The sequence below is a fragment of the Massilia sp. TSP1-1-2 genome (genome assembly GCF_049896185.1).
Classification (GTDB): Bacteria; Pseudomonadota; Gammaproteobacteria; order Burkholderiales; family Burkholderiaceae_D; genus Telluria_A.
The window spans coordinates 14,676-36,147 of sequence record NZ_JAFCTU010000028.1; the positions used below are offsets into that span (position 1 = coordinate 14,676).

The 21,472-nt window shown below is 61.4% G+C and carries 18 protein-coding genes; 4 read left to right on the forward strand and 14 right to left on the reverse strand.

The features are described 5' to 3' along the window. Positions 1–11 precede the first annotated feature (11 nt). From pstA to pstS, 3 genes are all read right to left on the reverse strand, one after another. On the reverse strand, positions 12–869 hold the full coding sequence (pstA, locus tag ACP7BV_RS20590; RefSeq protein WP_426106440.1) for a phosphate ABC transporter permease PstA: 858 nt from the start codon (positions 867–869) through the stop codon (positions 12–14). After that, on the reverse strand, positions 866–1,867 hold the full coding sequence (gene pstC, locus ACP7BV_RS20595) for a phosphate ABC transporter permease subunit PstC (protein ID WP_426106518.1): 1,002 nt from the start codon (positions 1,865–1,867) through the stop codon (positions 866–868). Before pstC ends, pstA begins: the two co-directional genes overlap by 4 nt. Before the next feature lie 199 nt (positions 1,868–2,066). Continuing rightward, entirely contained in the window at positions 2,067–3,110 is a 1,044-nt protein-coding gene (gene pstS / locus ACP7BV_RS20600; RefSeq protein WP_426106520.1) for a phosphate ABC transporter substrate-binding protein PstS, read from the reverse strand. A gap of 239 nt (positions 3,111–3,349) precedes the next feature. On the opposite strand from pstS, the gene ppk1 reads away from it, so the two are divergent. Continuing rightward, positions 3,350–5,419, forward strand: a complete 2,070-nt coding sequence (gene ppk1, locus ACP7BV_RS20605) for a polyphosphate kinase 1 (RefSeq protein WP_426106442.1) — start codon at positions 3,350–3,352, stop codon at positions 5,417–5,419. A gap of 29 nt (positions 5,420–5,448) precedes the next feature. Further along, entirely contained in the window at positions 5,449–5,919 is a 471-nt protein-coding gene (locus ACP7BV_RS20610; protein WP_426106444.1) for a SixA phosphatase family protein, read from the forward strand. 523 nt (positions 5,920–6,442) lie between these two features. Here the strand turns inward: ACP7BV_RS20610 and ACP7BV_RS20615 are convergent. From ACP7BV_RS20615 to ACP7BV_RS20650, 8 genes are all read right to left on the reverse strand, one after another. Continuing rightward, a complete protein-coding gene (locus tag ACP7BV_RS20615; protein ID WP_426106446.1) occupies positions 6,443–7,813 on the reverse strand; it encodes a glutamine synthetase family protein in 1,371 nt (456 codons plus the stop codon). Positions 7,814–8,097: 284 nt separating this feature from the next. Continuing rightward, positions 8,098–8,622: a peptidoglycan-associated lipoprotein Pal gene (gene pal / locus ACP7BV_RS20620; protein ID WP_426106448.1), complete on the reverse strand. Its 525-nt coding sequence runs from the start codon at positions 8,620–8,622 to the stop codon at positions 8,098–8,100. Between the two features lie 120 nt (positions 8,623–8,742). Continuing rightward, positions 8,743–9,675: a serine hydrolase gene (locus ACP7BV_RS20625; protein WP_426106450.1), complete on the reverse strand. Its 933-nt coding sequence runs from the start codon at positions 9,673–9,675 to the stop codon at positions 8,743–8,745. A 62-nt stretch (positions 9,676–9,737) separates the two neighbouring features. Next, entirely contained in the window at positions 9,738–11,087 is a 1,350-nt protein-coding gene (locus ACP7BV_RS20630) for an ATP-binding protein (RefSeq protein ID WP_426106452.1), read from the reverse strand. Then, a complete protein-coding gene (locus tag ACP7BV_RS20635) occupies positions 11,063–11,725 on the reverse strand; it encodes a response regulator (RefSeq protein WP_426106454.1) in 663 nt (220 codons plus the stop codon). Before ACP7BV_RS20635 ends, ACP7BV_RS20630 begins: the two co-directional genes overlap by 25 nt. Continuing rightward, a complete protein-coding gene (locus tag ACP7BV_RS20640) occupies positions 11,722–12,951 on the reverse strand; it encodes a YbdK family carboxylate-amine ligase (protein WP_426106456.1) in 1,230 nt (409 codons plus the stop codon). Before ACP7BV_RS20640 ends, ACP7BV_RS20635 begins: the two co-directional genes overlap by 4 nt. Then, positions 12,944–14,158, reverse strand: coding sequence for a cation:proton antiporter (locus ACP7BV_RS20645; protein ID WP_426106458.1), 1,215 nt, complete (start codon positions 14,156–14,158; stop codon positions 12,944–12,946). The genes ACP7BV_RS20640 and ACP7BV_RS20645 overlap by 8 nt, the downstream gene beginning before the upstream one ends. Then, on the reverse strand, positions 14,151–14,942 hold the full coding sequence (locus ACP7BV_RS20650; RefSeq protein WP_426106460.1) for a hypothetical protein: 792 nt from the start codon (positions 14,940–14,942) through the stop codon (positions 14,151–14,153). The genes ACP7BV_RS20645 and ACP7BV_RS20650 overlap by 8 nt, the downstream gene beginning before the upstream one ends. 741 nt (positions 14,943–15,683) lie before the next feature. On the opposite strand from ACP7BV_RS20650, the gene ACP7BV_RS20655 reads away from it, so the two are divergent. Next, positions 15,684–16,934, forward strand: coding sequence for a putative Na+/H+ antiporter (locus ACP7BV_RS20655; RefSeq protein WP_426106462.1), 1,251 nt, complete (start codon positions 15,684–15,686; stop codon positions 16,932–16,934). Positions 16,935–17,182: 248 nt separating this feature from the next. Here the strand turns inward: ACP7BV_RS20655 and ACP7BV_RS20660 are convergent, their stop codons facing one another. From ACP7BV_RS20660 to alr, 3 genes are read right to left on the reverse strand one after another with little or no spacing between them, the layout of a single operon-like run. Continuing rightward, on the reverse strand, positions 17,183–17,503 hold the full coding sequence (locus ACP7BV_RS20660; protein WP_426106464.1) for a PilZ domain-containing protein: 321 nt from the start codon (positions 17,501–17,503) through the stop codon (positions 17,183–17,185). Positions 17,504–17,540: 37 nt separating this feature from the next. Next, the gene (gene radA / locus ACP7BV_RS20665) at positions 17,541–18,917 is read right to left on the reverse strand and encodes a DNA repair protein RadA (RefSeq protein ID WP_426106466.1); all 1,377 of its coding nucleotides are present in this window, start codon (positions 18,915–18,917) and stop codon (positions 17,541–17,543) included. Then, positions 18,910–20,016 carry an alanine racemase gene (gene alr / locus ACP7BV_RS20670; RefSeq protein WP_426106468.1) on the reverse strand — a complete coding sequence of 369 codons (1,107 nt, stop codon included), beginning with the start codon at positions 20,014–20,016 and terminating at the stop codon, positions 18,910–18,912. Before alr ends, radA begins: the two co-directional genes overlap by 8 nt. A 128-nt stretch (positions 20,017–20,144) precedes the next feature. Here alr and lplT point away from each other — a divergent pair, with 128 nt between their 5' ends. Next, entirely contained in the window at positions 20,145–21,407 is a 1,263-nt protein-coding gene (gene lplT, locus ACP7BV_RS20675) for a lysophospholipid transporter LplT (protein ID WP_426106470.1), read from the forward strand. Positions 21,408–21,472 lie beyond the last annotated feature (65 nt).

Below are 21,472 nucleotides of genomic sequence, written 5' to 3' on the forward strand. Positions count from 1 at the left end.
TTTTCATCGGATTAATGCGGGGTTTTCTGGCTGAACATCGTGCGCGCCAGAATATTTAGCAGCAGCACGCTGAAGGTCAGCAGCAAGGCGCCGGCCCAGGCCAGTGCGCGCCAGTCGTCGTACGGGCTCATCGCAAACTGCAGAATCACGACCGGCAGGTTGGCGATCGGTGCGTTCATGTCGGCGCTCATGAACTGGTTGTTCAGCGCCGTGTACAGCAGGGGCGCCGTTTCGCCGGTGATGCGCGCCACGGCCAGCAACACACCGGTGATGACGCCGGCGCGCACCGCCTTCAGGCGCACCAAGGTTGCCACTTTCCAGCGCGGCGCGCCCAGCGCAAAGGCGGCTTCGAGCAGGCTGTTGGGCACCAGGCGCAGCATATTGTCGGTGGTGCGCACCACCACGGGCACGGCGATCAGCGAGAGCGCGATCGAACCGGCGTAGCCCGAATAGTGCTTGGCCACGTCGACATACATGGCCCACACGAACATGCCCAGCACGATGGACGGCGCCGACAGCATGATGTCGGTAACGAAGCGGGTGACCTGGGCGAAGCGGTTTTCCTCGCCGTATTCGGCCAGGTAGACGCCGGCCAGCACGCCGATCGGGGTGCTGATGAACGTCGACAGGCCGACGATCATCAAGCTGCCAAAAATGGCGTTGCGGATGCCGCCTTCGGAACCGGGCGCCGGCGTGTCCTTCAGGAACAGGTCGAGCGACAAGGCGCCAAAGCCTTTGATCAGCAGCGTCGAGAGAATCCACAGCAGGAAAAACAAGCCCACCAGCATCGCACCGACCGACAGGGCGATGCCGATGCGGTGGCGCAGCAGGCGCTTCCGATAGACGGGATTGACAACAGCTTGCTTCATTTCACGCCTTCCTTGCGGGCCATCGCGGCCAACATCAGTTTGGCCGCCGACAACACGGTAAAGGTAATGATGAACATGATCAGGCCGAGCGCGAACAGCGAGGCCACGTGCATCGGGGACTGCGCTTCGGCAAATTCGTTGGCCAGCGTCGAGGAAATGCTGTTACCTGCCGAAAAGAGCGACCACGACAGCTTGTTGGCATTGCCGATGACAAACGTCACCGCCATCGTTTCACCCAGCGCGCGGCCCAGGCCCAGCATGACGCCGCCGACCACGCCGGTCTTGGTGTATGGCATGACGATCTTGCGCACCACTTCCCAGCGCGTGCAGCCCAGGCCGTACGCCGATTCTTTCAGTACCGCAGGCACGATCTCGAACACGTCGCGCATGACCGAGGCGATAAACGGGATGATCATGATTGCCAGAATCAGGCCCGCGGTGAGGATGCCGATGCCCATCATGGGGCCGGTGAACAACTGGCCGATGATGGGCAGCGGGCCGAAAGTCGATTTCAACACTGGCTGGACATACTCGGCAAACAGCGGTGCGAACACGAACAGGCCCCACATGCCGTAGATGATGGAGGGCACGCCGGCCAGCAGTTCAACGGCCGTGCCCAGCGGACGGCGCAGCCAGACGGGGCAGATTTCGGTGAGGAACAGGGCAATGCCAAAGCTGATCGGGAAGGCGACGATGAGGGCGATAAAGGCGGTGGCCAGGGTGCCGACGATGGCAATTGCCGCGCCGAACTGGTCATTGACGGGGTCCCACTCGACGGTGGTGAGGAAACCGAAGCCGAATTCTTTGAAAGCGGGCGCTGCGCCAATGAACAGGGAAACGATGATCCCGAGCAGGACGATCAAGACCGAAGCGGCGAACAGCAGCGTAATTTTGTGAAACAAGAAATCCTGGAGGCGCTGGTTGCGCATCGTCTTGTGCATGGCGGCTTGCTCGGCGACGAACTCGGCTGAGCGCGGCGCGGGCTTGGCCAAATCCATGGGGACGCTTAAGTTGGAACTAGTCATATTCATTTCATCGATGTCCGAACGTCAAACAAACCACCACATCGTCCTCGCGTACGCGGGGACCCATGGAACACTTGCTCGTAGAAAGAATATTTTTCAACGGACTTTAGGTTCCATGGGTCCCCGCTTTCGCGAGGACGATGTGGTGGCTGAAGCGATTTTTCTTGCGTGATTACCAGATTGCCTTGCCCGAAGCATCTTTCAAATTTGCTTTCCATGCCTCAACTACCAACTTGGTGACCGAATCAGGCAGCGGTACATAGTCCAGCTCGGCAGCAGCAGCGTCGCCGTTCTTGAACGAGTAATCAAAAAACTTCAACACTTCCTTGCCCTTGGCGGCGTCAACTTGCGCCTTGTACATCAGGATGTACGACACACCCGTGATCGGCCAGCTGGCCTTGCCTGCCTGGTCGGTCAGCACAATGCCGAAACCTGGCGTCTTGGCCCAGTCAGCCGATGCGGCGGCCGCTTTGAAAGCGTCGTCGTCAGGCTGCAGGAAGCTGCCATCCTTGTTTTTCAGCTGTGTGTGTGCAATTTTGTTCTTCTTGGCAAACGCCCACTCGACGTAACCGATCGAACCCTTCATGCTTTTCACGTTGGCAGCGACGCCTTCGTTGCCCTTGCCGCCTACGCCAACCGCCCATTTCACAGCTGCATCGGCGCCGATCTTGGTCTTGAATTCAGGGCTGACTTTTGACAGATAGTCGGTGAACAGGAAGGTGGTGCCCGAACCGTCGGCGCGGTGCACAACGGTGATTTCATCGGCCGGCAACTTCATGCCCGGGTTCAGTGCGGCGATCTGGGGATCGTTCCACTTGGTGATCTTGCCCATGTAGATGTCGGCGACAACCGGACCGGTCAGCTTCATGGCGCCAGGCGCGATGCCGTCCAGGTTGATGACGGTCACGACGCCGCCCATGATGGCAGGAAACTGCATCAGGCCCGCTTCGTTCAGTTCTTCTGCCTTCAAAGGCTTGTCGGACGCGCCGAAGTCGACCGTTTTGGCCTTAATCTGCTTGATGCCGGCGCCGGAACCGACGGACTGATAGTTCAAGCCGTTGCCGGTTGCCTTCTTGTAGTTCTCCGCCCATTTGGCATAGATAGGGTACGGGAAAGTCGCACCGGCGCCGGTCATGTCGGCGGCAATAGCGGAGGACAGCGCTGCAAAAGCGGATGTGCCAACAATGATGGATGCTACCAACTGTTTCAAACGCATATCAAATCCTTGGGTTGGGGTTGATGACCAAACAATACTGCTTCGGCCGATGCTGCGCAGTCTAGCCGGTGATTGTGACACGATTATGACACGCAAAAAATACATGCAAATCATAAATTTCCCGAGCATGGTACCCTTCATTGACACATTCATTACCGTGGGCTCATGTCACGGGTCACGGTCCTGTCATATTCATAAATTACACTAAGGTGGGCAAAATTACCGGTAAATTTAAAGAGATGACAACAAAAGCGCCACTTGAAGTAGCGAAAAGCGCCGTATTCCTGGACCGCGAATTGTCGCAACTAACATTCAACCGCCGCGTGCTCGCGCAGGCCGAAGATAATTCGATACCGTTATTGGAGCGTCTTCGCTATTTGTGTATCGTATCAAACAACCTCGATGAATTTTTCGAAGTGCGCGTGGCCAGCCTGCTCGCCCAGGGCAATCTGGCTGAAAATCCCATTCTTGCGGCCAATCTGGCGCGCATCAGTGGCGAATGCCACTTGCTGGTCAAGCAGCAATATGCCGTACTGAACAACGAAGTGTTGCCCGAACTGCAGGCCCAGGGCGTGCACCTGGTGCGCCACAGCGACCGCAACGAAGCGCAGCGCGCCTGGGTCAAGGATTATTTCGAGCGCGAAGTGCGCCCGCTACTGACCCCGATCGGACTCGACCCGGCCCATCCGTTCCCGCAGGTCGTGAATAAAAGTCTCAACTTCATCATTTCGCTCAGCGGCAAGGATGCGTTCGGCCGCGGCAGTGCGATTGCCATCGTCAAGGCGCCGCGCGTGCTGCCGCGCGTCATTCGCCTGCCCGACAACCTGTCCAAGAACAGCGGCGCCTCGTTCTGCCTGCTATCGTCGATCATCCACTCGCATATAGAAGACTTGTTTGCAGGCCGTGACGTGGTGGCCTACTCCCAGTTCCGCGTCACCCGCGACAGCGACCTGTGGGTTGACGAAGATGAGGTCAAGAACTTGCGCCAGGCCCTCAAGGGCGAGCTGCAGGGACGCCAGTTCGGCACGTCGGTGCGCCTGGAAGTGGCCAAGAACTGCCCGCCGGAGCTGTCGCAGTTCCTGCTTGACCAGTTTGCGCTCGACCCCAGCCGCCTGTACGCGGTCGACGGGCCGGTCAACCTGGTGCGCTTGCAAGAGCTGGTCGGGCTGGTCGATCTGCCAGGCTTGAAGTTTGCACCGTTCGTGCCCGGCATGCCGGCCAAGACGGTGACTAACGATATTTTCGAGCAGTTGCGCAAGCACGATATGCTGCTGCACCACCCTTTCCAGTCGTTCCAGCCGGTGGTCGACTTCATCCAGGCAGCGGCCATCGACCCGCAAGTGGTGGCCATCAAGCAGACCATTTACCGCACCGGCATGCATTCCGAACTGATGGAAGCGTTGATGACGGCCGCCCGCATGGGCAAGGAAGTGACGGTGATTCTGGAACTGATGGCGCGCTTTGACGAAGAAGCGAACATCAACTGGGCCGACAAGCTCGAGCAGGCGGGCGCGCAAGTCGTTTATGGCGTGGTCGGCCTCAAGACGCACGCCAAAGTGGCGCTGGTGATCCGGCGCGAGGAAGCGGGACTGCGGTTTTACGCCCACCTGGGTACCGGCAACTACCACCTGACCACCACCCGTTTTTACACCGATTTCGGCCTCATGACGGCGCACCAGGAAATGTGCAACGAGGTCAACGAAGTCTTCATTCACCTGACCAGCCTGACCAAGCCGCACGCCTTCAAGCACCTGTGGCTGGCGCCGTTCGCGCTGCAGAGCGAGATCATCAAGGCGATCAAGAATGAAGCCAAGCTGGCCAAGGCCGGCAAACCGGGGCGCATCATCGTCAAGGTCAATTCGCTGGTGGACGAGTCGGTGATCCGGGCGCTGTACGCGGCCTCGCACGACGGCGTCAAGATCGATCTGATCGTGCGCGGCGCGTGCACGCTGCGTCCGGGCGTGCCTGGCCTGTCCGAAAACATCAAGGTACGCTCGATCATCGGGCGCTTCCTGGAGCACAGCCGGATTTATTATTTCCGCAACGACCTCAAGCATGACGTGTATCTGGCCAGCGCCGACTGGATGAGCCGCAACCTGTTTCGCCGCATCGAAGTGGCGTTCCCGGTGCTTGACAAGGCGCTCAAGAAACGCGTCATCGAAGAAGGTTTGAACCCCTACCTGAAAGACAACTCGAACGCTTGGGAACTGGACCAGAACGGCCAATACCACCGGCGCAAGCCGCGCGGCAAGCAGTTGGTGTACTCGGCGCAGCATCACATGATGGCACTACTGGGAACACCGACATAAATGACAAGGCAGACATGAGGAGCAAGCGCGTGGATCTGATCTTATGGCGGCATGCAGAAGCGTTCGATGCGCAGGAGGGCGAGAGCGACATGCAGCGCGCGCTCACGCCCAAGGGGCAAAAGCAGGCGCGGCGGATGGCCGACTGGCTGACGTCGCAATTGCCCGAAGCTTGCCGCATCCTGGTCAGCCCGGCGCTGCGCACCTTGCAGACGGCCGAGCCGTTGGGGCGCAAGTTCAAGATCATGCCGGAACTCGCGCCCGGCGCGCGGCCCCAGGACGTGCTGCAGGCGGCCAACTGGCCGCATGCGCGCGAGCCGGTGCTGATCGTGGGCCACCAGAACACGCTGGGCCAGGTGGCAGCGCTGTTGCTATCGGGACGGGTGCAGGATTGGGAGATGAAAAAGGCCAACGCCTGGTGGCTGGTGCAGCGCGATCCGCAAGATGCGTCCAGCATGTACCTGAAGGCCGTGATGGCGCCGGATCTGGTAATGAAGGCTTGAATTCTTCCCAAGCAGTGCTACAGTTTAAGGGTATCAACTAAAGAGGGATCGCTGAAGGGCGACCTGGGATCATGCTAAGTGCGCTTATTTTTGCCATGTTGGGAGGAATGGTGGGGCTTGTTGCGTATGAACTCGTTGAGGAAGTACGCGGCGGAAAACACCAGTTGAAAGACCACGATCACGAATAGTGGGTGGCTCTGCGAGGGGCGAACAGAAAACGGCGACCTGAACGGCTCGCCGTTTTTGCATTGAGGGGCCCGCAATACCTGCTACAGCGTCCTCGCGCACGAGGCTGTTGCAAAAGGGGTAGGTCGGAAAAGCGAAGCGCATTCCGACGTGCGCGCGTCTCGTCAACGCCTGTCGGAATGCGCTTCGCTTTTCCGACCTACGGTCCACGAAGCCCCTTCTGCAACAGCCTCGTGCGCGAGGACGATGTTGTTTAGGTCTTTGGGTTTCCAACTGTCGGTGGCTCGCAAAAGGTCTTTCAACGCCCTTATTCGGGAGAACAAGGTGGGCGGCCCGGCTACACATGCAACAACAAATGCTCCCGCTCCCATGGACTGATCACTGTCATGAATTCCAGATGCTCCTGGTCCTTGATGGCCGCATACACATCAATAAAGCGCTCGCCCAGCACCGTGCGCAGCTTGTCTTCGGCGCGCAGCTGGCGCAGCGCTTCGGGCAGCCCTTGCGGCAATTCAAAATCGCGCCCCTGCCCGCTGCCCATCAGCGGCGCCGCCGGGTCGATCTGTTCCGTCATGCCCAGGTAACCGCAGGCCAGCGTCACCGCAAACGCAAGGTAGGGATTGGCGTCTGCCCCAATCACGCGGTTTTCAATATGCCGCTCTTGCGGCGCCGCCTCGGGCACGCGAAAACCCACCGTCCGGTTGTCATGCCCCCATTGCACGTTGATGGGCGCAGTCGTATTGCGCACCAGGCGCCGGTAGGAATTGACATACGGCGCCACCAGCGCCATGGCCGACGGCATATAGCGCTGCAAGCCGCCAATAAAATAATGGAAATAGCGCGACGGCGAGCCATCCGGATTGCTGAACAAATTACGCTCGCCCGCAACATCGTGCACGCTCTGGTGCAAATGCATGGCCGAGCCCGGCTCGTCGGCCAGCGGCTTGGCCATGAAGGTGGCGTACATATCATGCTTGAGCGCCGCTTCGCGCAGCATGCGCTTGAAAAAAAACAGTTTGTCGGCCATCGCCAGCGGTTCGCCGGTGAGAAAATCCATGCCGATCTGCCCTGCCCCGATCTCGTGAATCAAGGTGTCGACATCCAACTGCATCAGGTCGCAATAATCGTAAATATCCTCGAACAGGGGATCGAATTCATTGACGGCATCGATGCTGTAGATCTGGCGGCTGGTTTCGGCCCGGCCGCTGCGCCCGACGGGCGATTTGAGCTGCTGGTCCGGGTCCGGGTTGCGCGCGGTAAGGTAAAACTCCACTTCGGGCCGGATCGCCGGCGCCCAGCCACGGGCCGCATACAGCTTGAGCACGCGCCGCAGCACGCTGCGCGGCGCAAAGTCGACCAGCGTGCCGTCGGCAAAATAGCAATCGTGAATCACTTGCGCGGCCGGCTCCACCGCCCACGGCACCATGGTGATGGTGGCCGGATCGGCCTTGAGTACCATGTCGCGGTCGGTGACGGAAATGGCGCGAAAATAAGCGGCGTCGGTAGCGGGATAGTTACCCGTCACGGTCATGCCGAGCACGGCTTCGGGAATGCGCATGCCCCGCTCGTCGGTAAATTTTGCGCGCGGCATGATCTTGCCGCGCGCCACGCCGGTCAGGTCGGGCACCAGGCATTCGATTTCGGTGACCTGGCGCTCGTTGAGCCACCGGTCCATGTCGGCGTAGGTAAAGTCTTTCCGGCGAGCCATCCGCACCTCCGCGAAGCTTTGGTATTTACATCAACTTTATCAGATTTTTTCAGCGCCTGCGCGCCACGCGCCCAGCAGCCTGTCGCCATGCTGCGCGCTAAAAAATACCTCCTTAGAAGGAGGTACAAAAGGCTAATGCCCATGAAATCTGCGGCGGCTCATTTTCGTGTTGCTCTTCGACGCCAGTCCGGTACGCCCGATCGACCAGCCGGCAGCCACGGCCTGCGCGGCCGCCGCGCGCCGCGGTATGTCCGCTTACTGCTCGACGAGCGGCCTCGAACGCGTCAATAGACGATATCGGCACGGCGGTTTTTGGCCCAGGTGGCCTCGCCGGCTCCGGTTGCCACCGGTTTGTTCTCGCCCAGCGAGACCGCTTCCATCTGGCTCTCGGCAACGCCCAACGCGGCCAGCGACTTGCGCACCGCCTCAGCCCGTTTTTGCCCGAGTGCCACATTGAATTCGGTGCCGCCGCGCTCATCGGTGTTGCCTTGAATGATGATGCGCCGCCCACTATTCTTGCCGAGATAGCTGGCGTGGTTCCCCACCACGGCGCGACCGTCGGGACGCACCAGGTAGCTGTCGTAGTCGAAATACACGCTGCGTTGCGCAAGTGCGCCCTGCGGATCGTTCAGCGGGTCGGTCGAGCCGGTTTGCACCGACAGCACATCGCGCGCGCTGGCGCCTGGTACGGCGGCCGTTGCCGCAATCGGCCGGTCGGCCACGGCCGTCTCGCTCAACTTTACCGGCGTACTGCAAGCGGCCAGCGCAGCGGCCGCGAGCAGGCATACGACGTTTCTTGTTCCAATCATTTATCGCTCCCCATAGTGCAATTCTTGTGCCCATGTTGCCGGGCCCGTCAGCGCCTGACTGTTCAGGTATCGTACAGTGAGACACTTAGCAAAAGCTTAGCAAAAGCTTAGCAAGCGGGCTCAGGGCTGCCTTGCTTGTCGATTACTGACCAGCCAGGAACGGACTTGATTGGCGTCGCGCGCGCGCGAAAATTTGCCGTGCGCATCCAGAAACACCATGATCACGGCCCGCCCTTTCACCACAGCATGCAGCACCATGCAGCGCCCCGCTTCCGAAATATAGCCCGTCTTTTGCATCCCGATATCCCAGCCGGCGCTGGCAATCAGGCGGTTTGAATTGCGGTATACCGTGCGCGCGCGTCCTTGCGCAATGGTATGGTCGGGATCGGTTGAATACGCGCGGATCAAGGCTTGCTGCTGCGCTGCCAGTACCAGCCGGGCCAGGTCCGCGGGCGTAGCCACGTTTGCGCTTGACAAGCCAGTGGGCTCGACAAAACGGGAATCGCGCATTCCCAGCGCGCGCGCCTTGGCATTCATTGCCATGACCAAGCGCGCGCTGCCGCCCGGATAATGGCGACCAAGCGCCGACGCCGCACGGTTCTCCGAACTCATCAGGGCAATATGCAGCATTGCCGCGCGCGTCAGGCGCGTTCCAATGCGCAAGCGCGAGGATGAATACTTCAGCCTGTCGACGTCGGCGTCGGTAACGGTCAGCAGCTCGCCCATCGCCTGCCCCGCTTCAATTACGACCAGCGCGGTCATCAGTTTCGTGACGGAGGCAATCGGCATGACCATCTGGGCGTTTTTCTGATACAGCACCTGGCGCGTAATGGGGTCGAGTATCAATATGGCGCTGGAGCGCAGCGCCGTCATCGTGGGCGCGCGGGAGCGATGGGCGCGCGCGCGTTTTGTCCGCTTGAGCTTGACATCGCCGGTGGCGCCTCGGGTGAGCGCTTCAGCCGCCGCTGGCGCGCCGCGCGCCGCCGCTGGCGTGGCCAAAGCGGCCAGCGCAAGCGCTGCTGCAATGAGGAGACTTGGGAAAGGTAGTTTCATCGTTTTTCTGCTTGCCTTAATTTCATGCTGTGGGCGGCCGGCTCGGGCAAGTAAAGCGGCCGTCAGCGCGCTTGCTTGAACGTCACCAGGACGCGCAAGCCCGTTTGCGGCGGGCGCGAGTCGGACAGTTCAATGGTCGCCGCGACACTGTCGGCCACGGTGCGCGTGATGGCCAGCCCGAGTCCGGATCCGATTTCGCCATTGCCCAGTACCCGGTAAAACGCGTCGAACACGCGCTCGCGTTCTTGCGGCGCGATGCCCGGCCCGGTATCGTCGACCTGCAGGGTGACGAGGCCGTCCCCGCTGCGCACCGTGATATCCACGCGGCCGCCGTCGGGCGTGTAGCGCACCGCGTTGTCGCACAGATTTTTGACCAGCACTTTCAGGTCGACGAAGCGGGCGTGCACGTGGCCGTCCGCGGCGCCAATCACACCCAGGTCGATATGTTTGGCTTGTGCAATCGGGACCAGGTCCTCCAGCACTTCCCGAATCACGTGCTGCAACGAAATAACGCTGCCTGGATCGCTGCGCGACTCCTGGGTCCTGGCCAGGGTCAGCAACTGGTCGAGCAGGATGCGCGTGCGCTGCAGGCCCGCACTCAGGGCCTCGAGCCGGATGCGGGCCTCGCCCGGCATGTCCGCCGCGCTCAAGCGTTCCGCTTGCAGCGACATCGCCGTCAGCGGCGAGCGAAGCTCATGTGCGGCGTCGGCGATAAACCTGCGCTGCACGGCCAGCGAACCGGCCACTCTCAGTAGCAGCGCGTTAATTGCCACCACAAATGGCCACACTTCCGATGGCAAGTTGGTGTGATGTAAAGGTCCCAGGTCGGCGTCGGTGCGCCTGCCCAATTCGTCGGCCAGCGTTTTTAGCGGCTTGAACATCTGACGCAACAGCACGCCCACCAGCAACACCAGGGCGGGAACCAGGATCAAAATCGGTGTCAACGTGCGCAGGGCGCTGGCGCGCGCCGCCGCGTTGCGCACCGAGGTTTGCTGGCCCACCGCAACGCGGACGCCCTCGTCGCTGGTTTTGACAAAAACGCGCCATTGCTCGCGCCCGACGAATACCGTCTGCAGGCCGTCGCTGAGCAGGCTCGAAAACACGGGCGGACGCGGCGCCGTGGCGGCAGGCAAGCCCTGGTTTGTGCGCAGGAAGCGCACCACCACCCGCGCATCGAAATCGACGTCGCCGGCCCGCTCGCGCGCCAGCGGCGACGAGGGCACGGCGTCTAGCTGGCTGATCAGGTGCCCGGTCTGGCGCAACTGTTGGTCCTGCATCCGGTGCGCTTCATCGGTGGCCAAGACGAAGGAGATCACACCGGCGACTGCGGCGATAGTGACGATCACCAGCGTGAGCCAGAGCGACAGCCGGAACCGCAGCGAGGCCGCTACTGGCCCTTGGAAACCATCCATCCCACTCCTCGCACGTTCTTGATGATCTCGGCGCCCAGTTTCTTGCGCAAAGCATGAATCAGGAACTCGACAGCGTTGCTTTCGACTTCCTCGTTCCAGCCATACAGGCGGTGTTCCAGCTCCGAGCGCGACAGGATGGCGCCGGGACGCAGCATCAGCGCCTGCAGCAGCGAAAACTCGCGTGCAGTCAGGCGCACCTCGGCGCCATTGACGCTTGCCTGATGGGTTGCCGGATCCAGCGTGACGACGCCGTTGGACAGGGTCGGCCCAATCGCGCTTTCCTTGCGGCGCGTGAGTGCACGCATTCGTGCCAGCAATTCGCTCATGGCGAAAGGCTTGACCAGGTAATCATCGGCGCCGCCGTCGAGCCCGGCCACGCGGTCATCGGTCGCGTCGCGCGCCGTGAGCACCAGGACCGGCACGGCGTTCTTGGCGTGACGGATTGCGCGCAGCACTTCCATGCCATCCTTCTTGGGCAAGCCCAGGTCCAGCAAAACCAGCGCGTAAGACAGCGCCGCGATGCTGGTCAATGCTGCCTGGCCGTCGCATACCCAGTCGACTGCATAGCTCGCGTCGCGCAATTCCTGTTGCACCACATTGCCGATCATCAGATCGTCCTCGACCAGCAGCACCCTCATGTGCGCGCTCCCGCTGCCGGTGCAAGCACGCCGGGCTGGCGATACTCGAACATTTCGCTCGCCACCCGCGACAGGTCGTTCATCCCGGAGCCGGCGTCGATGTGCGAGCGCAGCCAGCGCGCCTGACCGCCGCCTTGCATCAGCGCTTCGATCATGCGGCAGGCCTGGCCAAATCCCGGGTCGGTGCTGCGCCGCGCGAGCCGTTCCAGGTCATCGAGCACGACTGCTCTTACCGGCAGCGCGAGTCCGGTGCATGGATTGATCCAGCTCGCCTCGACACCATCCTTGGCCGCGTTGAAGCGATTCCAGGCATACAACTCGGGCGAATCGTTCAGTGGCCACCGTCCTTCGGCTTCGGCCATTTCAACGCACAGTTCGCGCGCATAACAGGCCAGCGCGGCCGCGTAGGCCGGGTGCAGGGGCGTGTCGAGCACGCGCAGTTCGATCGTGCCGTATTCCGGCTTGGGCCGTACATCCCAGTAAAAATCCTTGATGCTGTTGACGATGCCATGCCCGGCCAGGCGCGCGAAATGCCCTTCGAAATCGCGCCAGGTCCGGATGTGGGCAGGCAGGATACCGCTCATGGGAAAGGCGCCTACAACGTTGCTGCGCGCACTGCAAAACCCGGAATCCTCACCTTGCCAGCAAGGCGAATTGGCCGACAGTGCGATGAACAGCGCAGCGCGCTGCGTGAGCCAGGCACAGATCCGGATGGCGTCGTCGGCGTCGGGGATCCCGATGTGCACATGCATGCCAAAGACGGTAAACATCTTGGCCAGGTAGCCGTATTTCTTGGCCGACTCGCGGTAGCGCTCTTTGGGATAGATGCGCTGCTCATTCCATTTCTGGAACGGGTGCGCCCCGCCGCCGGAGATGGCAGCGCCGACCTGGAATGCCGCGCGCTGGACGCTGGAACGAATCTCCTCAATCTCGGCGGCGGCGCCGTCGTAGCCGCTCAGGATCGACGTGGCAACCTCGAGCATGGAGGTGGTGATCTCCGGTGTGGCGACCCATTTTTTACTCTGCATGTCGAGCAGGCGCAAGATATCGGGCGCGGCGGGCATCAAATCGTAGGTCAGCCGGTCGAGCACCATCAATTCAAGTTCGATACCCATCGTGCCGAGCTGCGACGCCATGAACGGCGGAAGATAGGCCGGTCCGGTGCCGGAAACGGCAAGTGCCTGCGCAGCGTCGAAACGCGCTTGTTCGGCGGTGGCGTCAGCCATGTTCATCTCCTTGGTGCGTCTCGTCGGCGAGTTTGAGGCCCCACCAGGTCAGCCCCGGCCCGACCAGTACGTTCAGCGCCAGCAGCGCGGCCATCACGCTCGCGGCCGCGTCGCTCATGTATGAGGCGCCGCTCATTGAATTATCCACCACCAGCGACCCGAAACCGACCAGCGAGCACAGCGACAGCGCAATCGCGTGCTTTTTGTTGCCGCTCCAGGCACCGCTGGGCATCAAGGCAAGGCGGGTCAGCCCGATACGCGAGGCAAACACCAGGAGCGCTGCCATCAGTGGCATCCATTGAAACAGATGCTGCACTTGCACCAGGGCGGCGGACATCATGAACAGCAGCGCGTACCCGATATCCTGCGCAGTCTTCACTTGCGCCTGGAACACATTCTCGCGCGTCTCCGCATTGCGCAACAGCAGTCCCATCAACAGCAAGGACAACAGCGCGCTCGAGGATGTTACCGAACACAGTCCAAGATCCATCATGAGGGCGGCAAGCAAGATTGCCGGGCGCGCGCTGGCCTGGGCCTTCGAAATGCGCGTCGCCATCGCGTACAGACCATAACAGACAACGGCAATGCCTGCACCCAGCGCGAGCTTGCTCCCTTGACGCAATAGCTCACCGGAAAAACCGAATTCGGCATTGATGTTGTGGCTGCGCATCCACGCCAGCGACACGGACAGGGCCAGCAGTGCCACGAGATTGCTGATGCCGACCGTATTGGCTGCGGCATAGGTCGCCACACCACTGGCATTCGCGTCCGAGACCATCGATGTAAACACGACCGGATTGACTGCGATGAGGATGGCGGAAATGAAGGCCGCTTCCCCCCAGCCAAGGCCAAAGGCAAGCAGGATCGCCCATGCGCCCAGGCCGCGCAGCACGCAGCCGAGCACCAGCACGGCGCCCTCACGGCCGCTGCGCCACAGCCACGCCAGGTCCATCTTGCGCCCGACTTCGAACAATACCAGGGCCGAAGCGGCATTGAAGAGCTCTTGGAATTGCATCAGCAGCGCCGCGTCTACCATGCCCAGCCCGCTTACGCCGAGGATCAGGCCGGCGATCACGGCGCCGTACAGCTTGGGCAAGCCGCGCGACTGCATCAGCACGCCGATCACTTGGGAAAGTAGCAGGCCGGCGCCGACGACGGCGAGCGGCGAGAGCATCCATAGGGGGAGACCGGCGAACTCGTCACTCATACGCGATTGCCCAGCGCGACGCCAGTCCCCTCAGTTCGCCTTGCACCACCTGCGCGGCGCGCCCGATGGCTTGCTGATCGGGTTGCCCCCCTGCAGCGACCGGGAGTGCCGTCGTGATGCGCAGGCGCACCAAAGGGCCATCGCCCTTGGTCGGAATCCAGAGCTGTCCTTTCAGGGTCGCGTGCTCGCGCCAGATGGCAAAGAATTTGGCGCCGCCGCGTGCGTGCGCCGCCGCCGGCAGCAAGGTAAAAGCGGTCAGCCAGCTTGCTTTCGGATAGCGCCGCGCAAGCTGCAGCTGCATGGCTGCACGCTGCTCGAGTCGGCTGTCGTCGACGGCATAGGGCAGCTGCATGATTTGCTGACCGAGGCCGGCGCCATCCACACTCAGGCACAGAGCGTCGGTCTGCCAGCGCCAGCCGTTGCTGCCGATTTCGCCAACGCGGGTGCCCAGATTGGCCTCCAGAACGGCGCGCAGCATGCGTGCTTCGGCTGGGCCCTGTTCCGCCTCCCCTGGAGCGCGCAATTGATGCGCGCGCGCGGCCAGCAGCTTCCAGCGGCTCTCCTGCCAGCGCCGGGTGGCGGCGCGCGGCGATGGATGCCAGCGCCACTCCGTGATGTTCCACGTGCTGTCTGGCATGCGCTGCAAGATGACGATGCGTTTTTTCAGGCCGCGCTCGTCGACGATGCTGTGACTGGCCCAGCTTGTGCGCCAGGCCGCCTGCCCGCCCATCACAGGGGTGGACGTCGCCCGCGCCCACGTCCACCATTGGGCCTGGGTGCTCACGCAGCCCCCCTGTATGGGCCTGTCCACCCCGCTCCATCGGCGCATGCGCAAGCGACTTTGCCAAGTGCATTGGGCAACGCCCCCGACCCCAGCGGTGCGCGGCGGGTCGCTGTCCTCCCGGTCGAGGCAAGTCCAGGGGCGTTGCTGAGCCAGCATTTTGAACTCAAGGGCGACATCGTCCGCCTGCGCCGCAAGCTGGCGCGGCGCCGCGCGCGACGGCGCTGCAACGAGCAGGGTCAAAGTGCATACGCAGCCCAATGCTAGAACTGTGCCCGCGGCACGAAGTTGTTGAAACACTGTACTGGTCTCCTGCAGCATGAAGTGCATGGCATCCAGAAAGCGGCGCCGTCCCGATAAGTGTAGCGGGGCACACTTAGCGAATACTTAGTGAAATGCATCTCTTCTCGCAGCGTGCGATGCTGATTGGCTGCGAACGATGGCGGCACCGGTTGAGTGCAGCGAACCAGCGAGCTGTTTTATAATGCAAACGGGTGCGCACACAACCGTGTGACGCAGGAACAGCGTCGGTCGGGCCGCCACGCGGTATTCGTTCGCCCCCATGCATTCTATTGGCACCGACCCGCTTGTACCCATGAATGTTGACAGTGGCGCCAGCGCCAACCCGCCTTCACCGCAGCCACCAAGGAAATGTGGTGTTTCTCCGTGTCCGAGCGCTTGCGCTTGCGGATGGCGTGCACACCACCGCGCCGTTTCAATCTAAATTTTTAGTGGAGACTCGTTATGACCGACATTAATCTCATTGCTGCAATCCTGTTTGCCTTGGCCTTGGTCCACACGTTCGCCACCAAGCGTTTCGAACGTTTGGCCGACCGGCATCCCCGTCATGCCGGCCTGTTTCACTTCTTCGCGGAAGTTGAAGTGGTATTTGGCCTGTGGGCGCTGGTGCTGATCGTCGCCATGGCGATCGTCTCCGGGGGAGAGCAGGCGATCGGGTATGCCGAAAGCAGAACGTACACGGAGCCGCTGTTTGTGTTCGTGATCATGGTCGTGGCCGCCTCCAAACCCGTGCTCGAGTCCATCCGCGCGCTCATCGCCGCTCTGGCGCGCATGACGCCGCTGCGCACGGCCTTGATGCGGGTGTGGCTGTGCCTGGCGCTGGTGCCGTTGATCGGTTCGCTTATTACGGAACCGGCCGCAATGACGCTGGCCGCGCTGATGCTCGGACCGCAGATATTTCGCCAGGATCAGGGCATGCCCGAGTGGCTCAAGTATGGCGCGCTCGGGGTGCTTTTCGTCAACGTGTCCATCGGCGGTACGCTCACGTCCTTTGCCGCGCCGCCGGTGCTCATGGTCGCCTCGACGTGGTCGTGGGACAGCGCCTTCATGGCCACAAGCTTTGGATGGAAGTGCGCCATCGCAGTGGTAATCAATGCTACCGTCATCTGCTATGTCATGCGCCGCCACATCCTTGACGAGCACGACGCGCCGGCACCCGATTGCATCCCGGTGTGGGTCAGCGCGATCCATCTGGCCTTCCTGGCGTGCGTGGTCGCTTTCGCGCACCACCCCGTCATTTTCATCGGACTGTTCATGTTCTTCATCGGCTTTAGCAAAGCATACGAGCAGTATCAGAACCCGCTGATTTTAAAGGAGGGCTTGCTTGTTGGTTTTTTCCTGGCGGGACTGGTGGTGCTGGGGGGCATGCAGCAATGGTGGTTGCAGCCGATTGTTTCAAGCCTTGAACCGACCGCGCTGTTCTTCGGGGCCACGGCGCTTACCGCGATCACCGACAACGCTGCCCTTACCTATCTTGGTTCGCTGATCGAGGGCATGAGTGATCAGGCCAAGTATATGCTGGTCGCCGGCGCCGTCGCCGGGGGCGGGTTGACGGTGATCGCCAACGCGCCCAATCCGGCCGGCGTGGCGCTGTTGCGCGAGGGGTTTAATGATGAGTCGATCGGTGTTGGCGGTTTGCTGCTCGGTGCATTGGCGCCAACGGCAGTGGCCATGCTCGCGCTGTTTTTCCTGTAGCACGACGCTGCAGTTCACTTGCTGGAATGTTTCAAACATTGCCGCTGCGGGTCACCGATGGCAATCCGTGCCCCCGTGCAAATTGCAGGCTAGTGTCCTCAGTGGGAAGTTCCTTGCTGATACATGTTCCGAAATCGCTGTGAGGGAAGGAACAAAAGCGGCGCAAGGCCGGGGCCTTGCGCGCATTGTTAACGTAGCATCGGGGGGATGGTCGGCATATTTATACAATGAACTTCCCACTTAGGACACTAGTGCAAGTACCTGGCCAGCGACGCCATGGCCGACAACTCCAGATTCACGAAGCGAAAGCCGACCTTGTATTCGCCATTGGAAAGGATACAGTACTGGACGGCGGCGCGCACCGCGATCGACTTCACCTGGCCTTCATGAAACAGGTCAAAGCGCACCAGGCCGATCGCGCCCTGCTTGAGTGACTTGCCCACCATCAGGCACAGGCCGTCGCCGCCCACGTCGGCCGTGCGCGCCATGATGGTGTCTTCGCCTTCCATTGCCAGCAAGGCCTTGACCTTGAGGATTTTACGCTTCGATGATCGTGATTCGTTAGGCACAGTTGATCCAATGTTTTGCATGTTTTCCACCCATCGATTAGTCCAGTTCCCGTAATTTATTGAATGCTTCGTCGATCCGTTCTACCGCCACAATGGTCATTCCCTCTATCTTTTGCTTAGGCGCATTTGCCTTTGGAATCATCGCAATCGAAAACCCCAGCTTGGCCGCCTCGCGCAAACGCTCCTGTCCGCGCGGCGCGGGCCTAATTTCTCCGGCCAGCCCCACTTCGCCAAACACCACCAGGCCGCGCGGCAAGGGTTTGTTACGCATCGAAGAATTTATTGCGAGCAATACTGCTAGATCGGCAGCCGGCTCGGTAATCTTTACCCCGCCCACCGCATTGATAAACACATCCTGGTCAAAAGCGGAAATTCCCGCGTGCCGGTGCAGCACCGCCAGCAGCATGGCCAGCCGGTTTTGCTCCAGCCCCACCGACAGGCGGCGCGCGTTGGGCAGGTGGCTGGTGTCGACCAGCGCCTGGATTTCCACCAGCAGCGGACGGGTGCCTTCCTGCGTCACCATCACGCACGAGCCCGGTACCTGGTTGTCGTGCTGCGACAGGAACAGCGCCGACGGGTTCGAGACGCCCTTCAAGCCTTTTTCGGTCATTGCGAACACGCCCAGCTCGTTGACGGCGCCAAAACGGTTTTTAATGGCGCGCACCAGCCGAAAGCTCGACTGCGTGTCGCCTTCAAAATACAGCACCGTGTCGACAATGTGTTCGAGCACGCGCGGGCCGGCCAGCGCGCCTTCCTTGGTCACGTGGCCGACCAGGATGATGGTAATGCCGGTCTGCTTGGCCACGCGCGTCAGTTGCGCCGCGCATTCGCGCACCTGGGCCACCGAGCCGGGGGCGGACGTCAGCGCGTCCGAATACACGGTCTGGATCGAATCGATGACGGCCACTTCGGGCTTCAGGTCGGCCAGCGTGCCCAGGATTTTTTCGAGCTGGATTTCGGCCTGCAGCTTGAGGTCGCGCCCGTCCACTTCCAGGCGTTTGGCGCGCATGGCGATCTGGGCGCCGGATTCTTCGCCGCTGACATACAAGGTGCTCTTGATATGCGAAATGCTGGCCAGTGCCTGCAGCAGCAGCGTCGACTTGCCGATCCCCGGGTCGCCGCCGATCAGCACCACCCCGCCCGGCACCAGGCCGCCGCCGAGCACGCGGTCGAATTCCTCGATGCCGGTGCCAAAACGGGGCACGTCGATCGCTTCGATGTCGGCCAGCGACAGCACGGGTGCGGTCTGCGCCAGGCTCTTGTGCTGCTGGTTCGACAAGCGGTTCAGGCTGGGGGCCTCGAGTACGGTCTCGACCAGCGTGTTCCACTCGCGACAGGCGGAACATTGCCCGGTCCACTTGTTGCTGATGGAGCCGCACGCACTGCAGGTGTAATGGGTCTTTTCCTTAGCCATGCTGTTCCAGGTTGCCTTCTTGCATGCGCACACGGGGGGCCACCGCGCACATCAATTCATACCCAATGGTGCCGGCCGCATTGGCCACGTCGTCGATCGGCAAGCCGGCGCCCCACAGCACCACGCGGCTGCCCACGCGCGCGCCGGCAATGGCGGACAAATCGACCGTCATCATGTCCATCGACACGCGCCCGACCAGCGCGGTGGCCACGCCATCGACCAGCACCGGCGTGCCGTGCGGCGCGTGGCGCGGGTAGCCGTCGGCATAGCCGCAGGCCACCACGCCGATGCGCATGGCGCGCTCGGCCGTAAACCGGCTGCCGTAGCCCACCGTGTCGCCGGCGACGATGTCCTGGATGCCGATGATCTCGCTGGCCAGCGTCATGCTCGGCAACAGGCCGAAATGGGCCGCGCTCTTGCCGCCCGGCGTGCCGCCGTACAGCATGATGCCCGGGCGCACCCAGTCATCCTTGAGTTCCTCGGTCAGGTCCGCGTGGTGCAGCACCCCGCCCGAGTTGGACAGGCTGCGCGGCCCGTCCAGATGGCCGGCGCCGGCGCGAAAACGCGCCACCTGTTCGCGCATGGTCAGGCGCGGGTGCTCAAGTTCGTCGGCGTTGGCGAAGTGCGTCATCAGGGTAATCTTGCGCACCGCGGGGATGGCGCGCAGGCGCGCGTGGGCGGCGGCGAACGCCCCCGGCGTGAAACCGAGGCGGTTCATGCCGGTGTTCATTTTCAGTTGTACATTAATGGGCGCTTGCAAGGATGCCTGCTCCAGCATGGCGATCTGCTCGACTGTATGGACCGTGCTGTCGATATCGTGCTCAGCTAGCAGGGCTGCGTCGGCCTGGTCGAAAATTCCTTCGAGCAGCAAGATGGGCTTGGTCCAGCCCAGTTCGCGCAGGCGCACGGCGCCTTCGATTTCGATCAGTGCCAGGCCGTCGGCGGCGGCAAAGCCGCGCAAGGCGCGCTCGAGGCCGTGCCCATAGGCGTTTGCCTTGACCACCGCCCACAGACAGGCGCCGGGCGCGCAGGCACGCGCGCGTACTAGGTTATGCTGCATGGAATCGATGTGGATGGTTGCGGTCAACGGCCTTGGCATAGGGAAACAGTCAGCTTGTAAAAGACTTGTATTTTACCGGACCGCAGCGTTCGCGCGTCCTTGAATTCTTTGGCTTCAAGCCCATTCATGGTATAAAGCAACCCACACTAGTTTTTAGAACTTTACGAATGAATCGTGGTTTCTACACCATCATGGCGGCGCAGTTTCTCTCGTCGCTGGCGGACAACGCCCTGCTGTTCGTGGCGATTGACGTCCTGATCTCGATGAAGGCGCCAGATTCGCTCAAACCGCTTCTGAAATTATCGTTCGTGCTGTTCTACGTCTTGCTGGCCGCCTTCGTCGGCGCCTTTGCCGATGCGCTGCCCAAGGGGCGCGTGATGTTCATTGCCAACCTGATCAAAATCGCCGGTTGCGCCCTGATATTTTTCCACGTCCATCCACTGCTCGCTTACGCGGTGGTCGGCTTTGGCGCGGCCGTGTATTCACCGGCCAAGTACGGCATTCTGACCGAATTGCTGCCGCCCGAAAAACTGGTGGAAGCAAACGGCTGGATCGAAGGGCTGACCGTGATGTCCATTATTTTTGGCACTGTCATGGGCGGCGCGCTGGTCAGCAAGGCAGGTTCTGCAATGATGCTCAGCATCGACTTTCCGTTTTTCGACACCATGATTGACACCACCACCGAAGCGGCGCTGTCGGTCATCGTGTTCATTTACGTGCTGGCGGCAATTTTCAACCGCCGCATTCCGGACACGGGCGCCGTCTACGAACACCAGGAGCGCAACCCGGCCAAGCTGATCGCCGATTTCGCCAACTGCTCCGCCATTTTGTGGAAAGACAAACTGGGACAGATTTCGCTTGCCGTCACCACGCTGTTCTGGGGCGCGGGCGCAACGTTGCAGTTCATCGTGCTCAAGTGGGCCGAAAAATCGCTGCACATGAAACTCGACGAGGCCACCAGCCTGATCGGCGTTGTGGCGCTGGGCGTGGCGGTGGGCGCGGCCGCGTCGGCCAAGATGATTCCACTGAAAAAATCGCTGACCGTCATTCCACTGGGCATTGCGATGGGCGTGGTGGTGATGCTCATGGTGTTCGTGAAATCGGTATGGCTGGCCTATCCCCTGCTCATCTTGATTGGCGCCCTGTCCGGGTTTTTCGTGGTGCCGATGAATGCGCTGCTGCAGCACCGGGGGCACGTGCTAATGAGTGCGGGGCACTCGATTGCCGTGCAAAATTTCAACGAGAATCTGTCGATTCTGACCATGCTGGCCTTGTACGCCGTGATGATCACGATGAATCTGGATTTGAATGTGATTATTGTGCTGTTCGGCGCGTTTGTTGCCGGGACGCTGTTCATGATCATGCGCAAGCACGCTGCCAACCAAAAAGAGCATGATTCGCTCGCGCTCATTGGCGAGCACAAGCACTAGCCGATCGTTGCTGCATCATTCTTGCTAACGAGGCAGTCGCAAAACGGCCGACAGAGCAGCAGAGC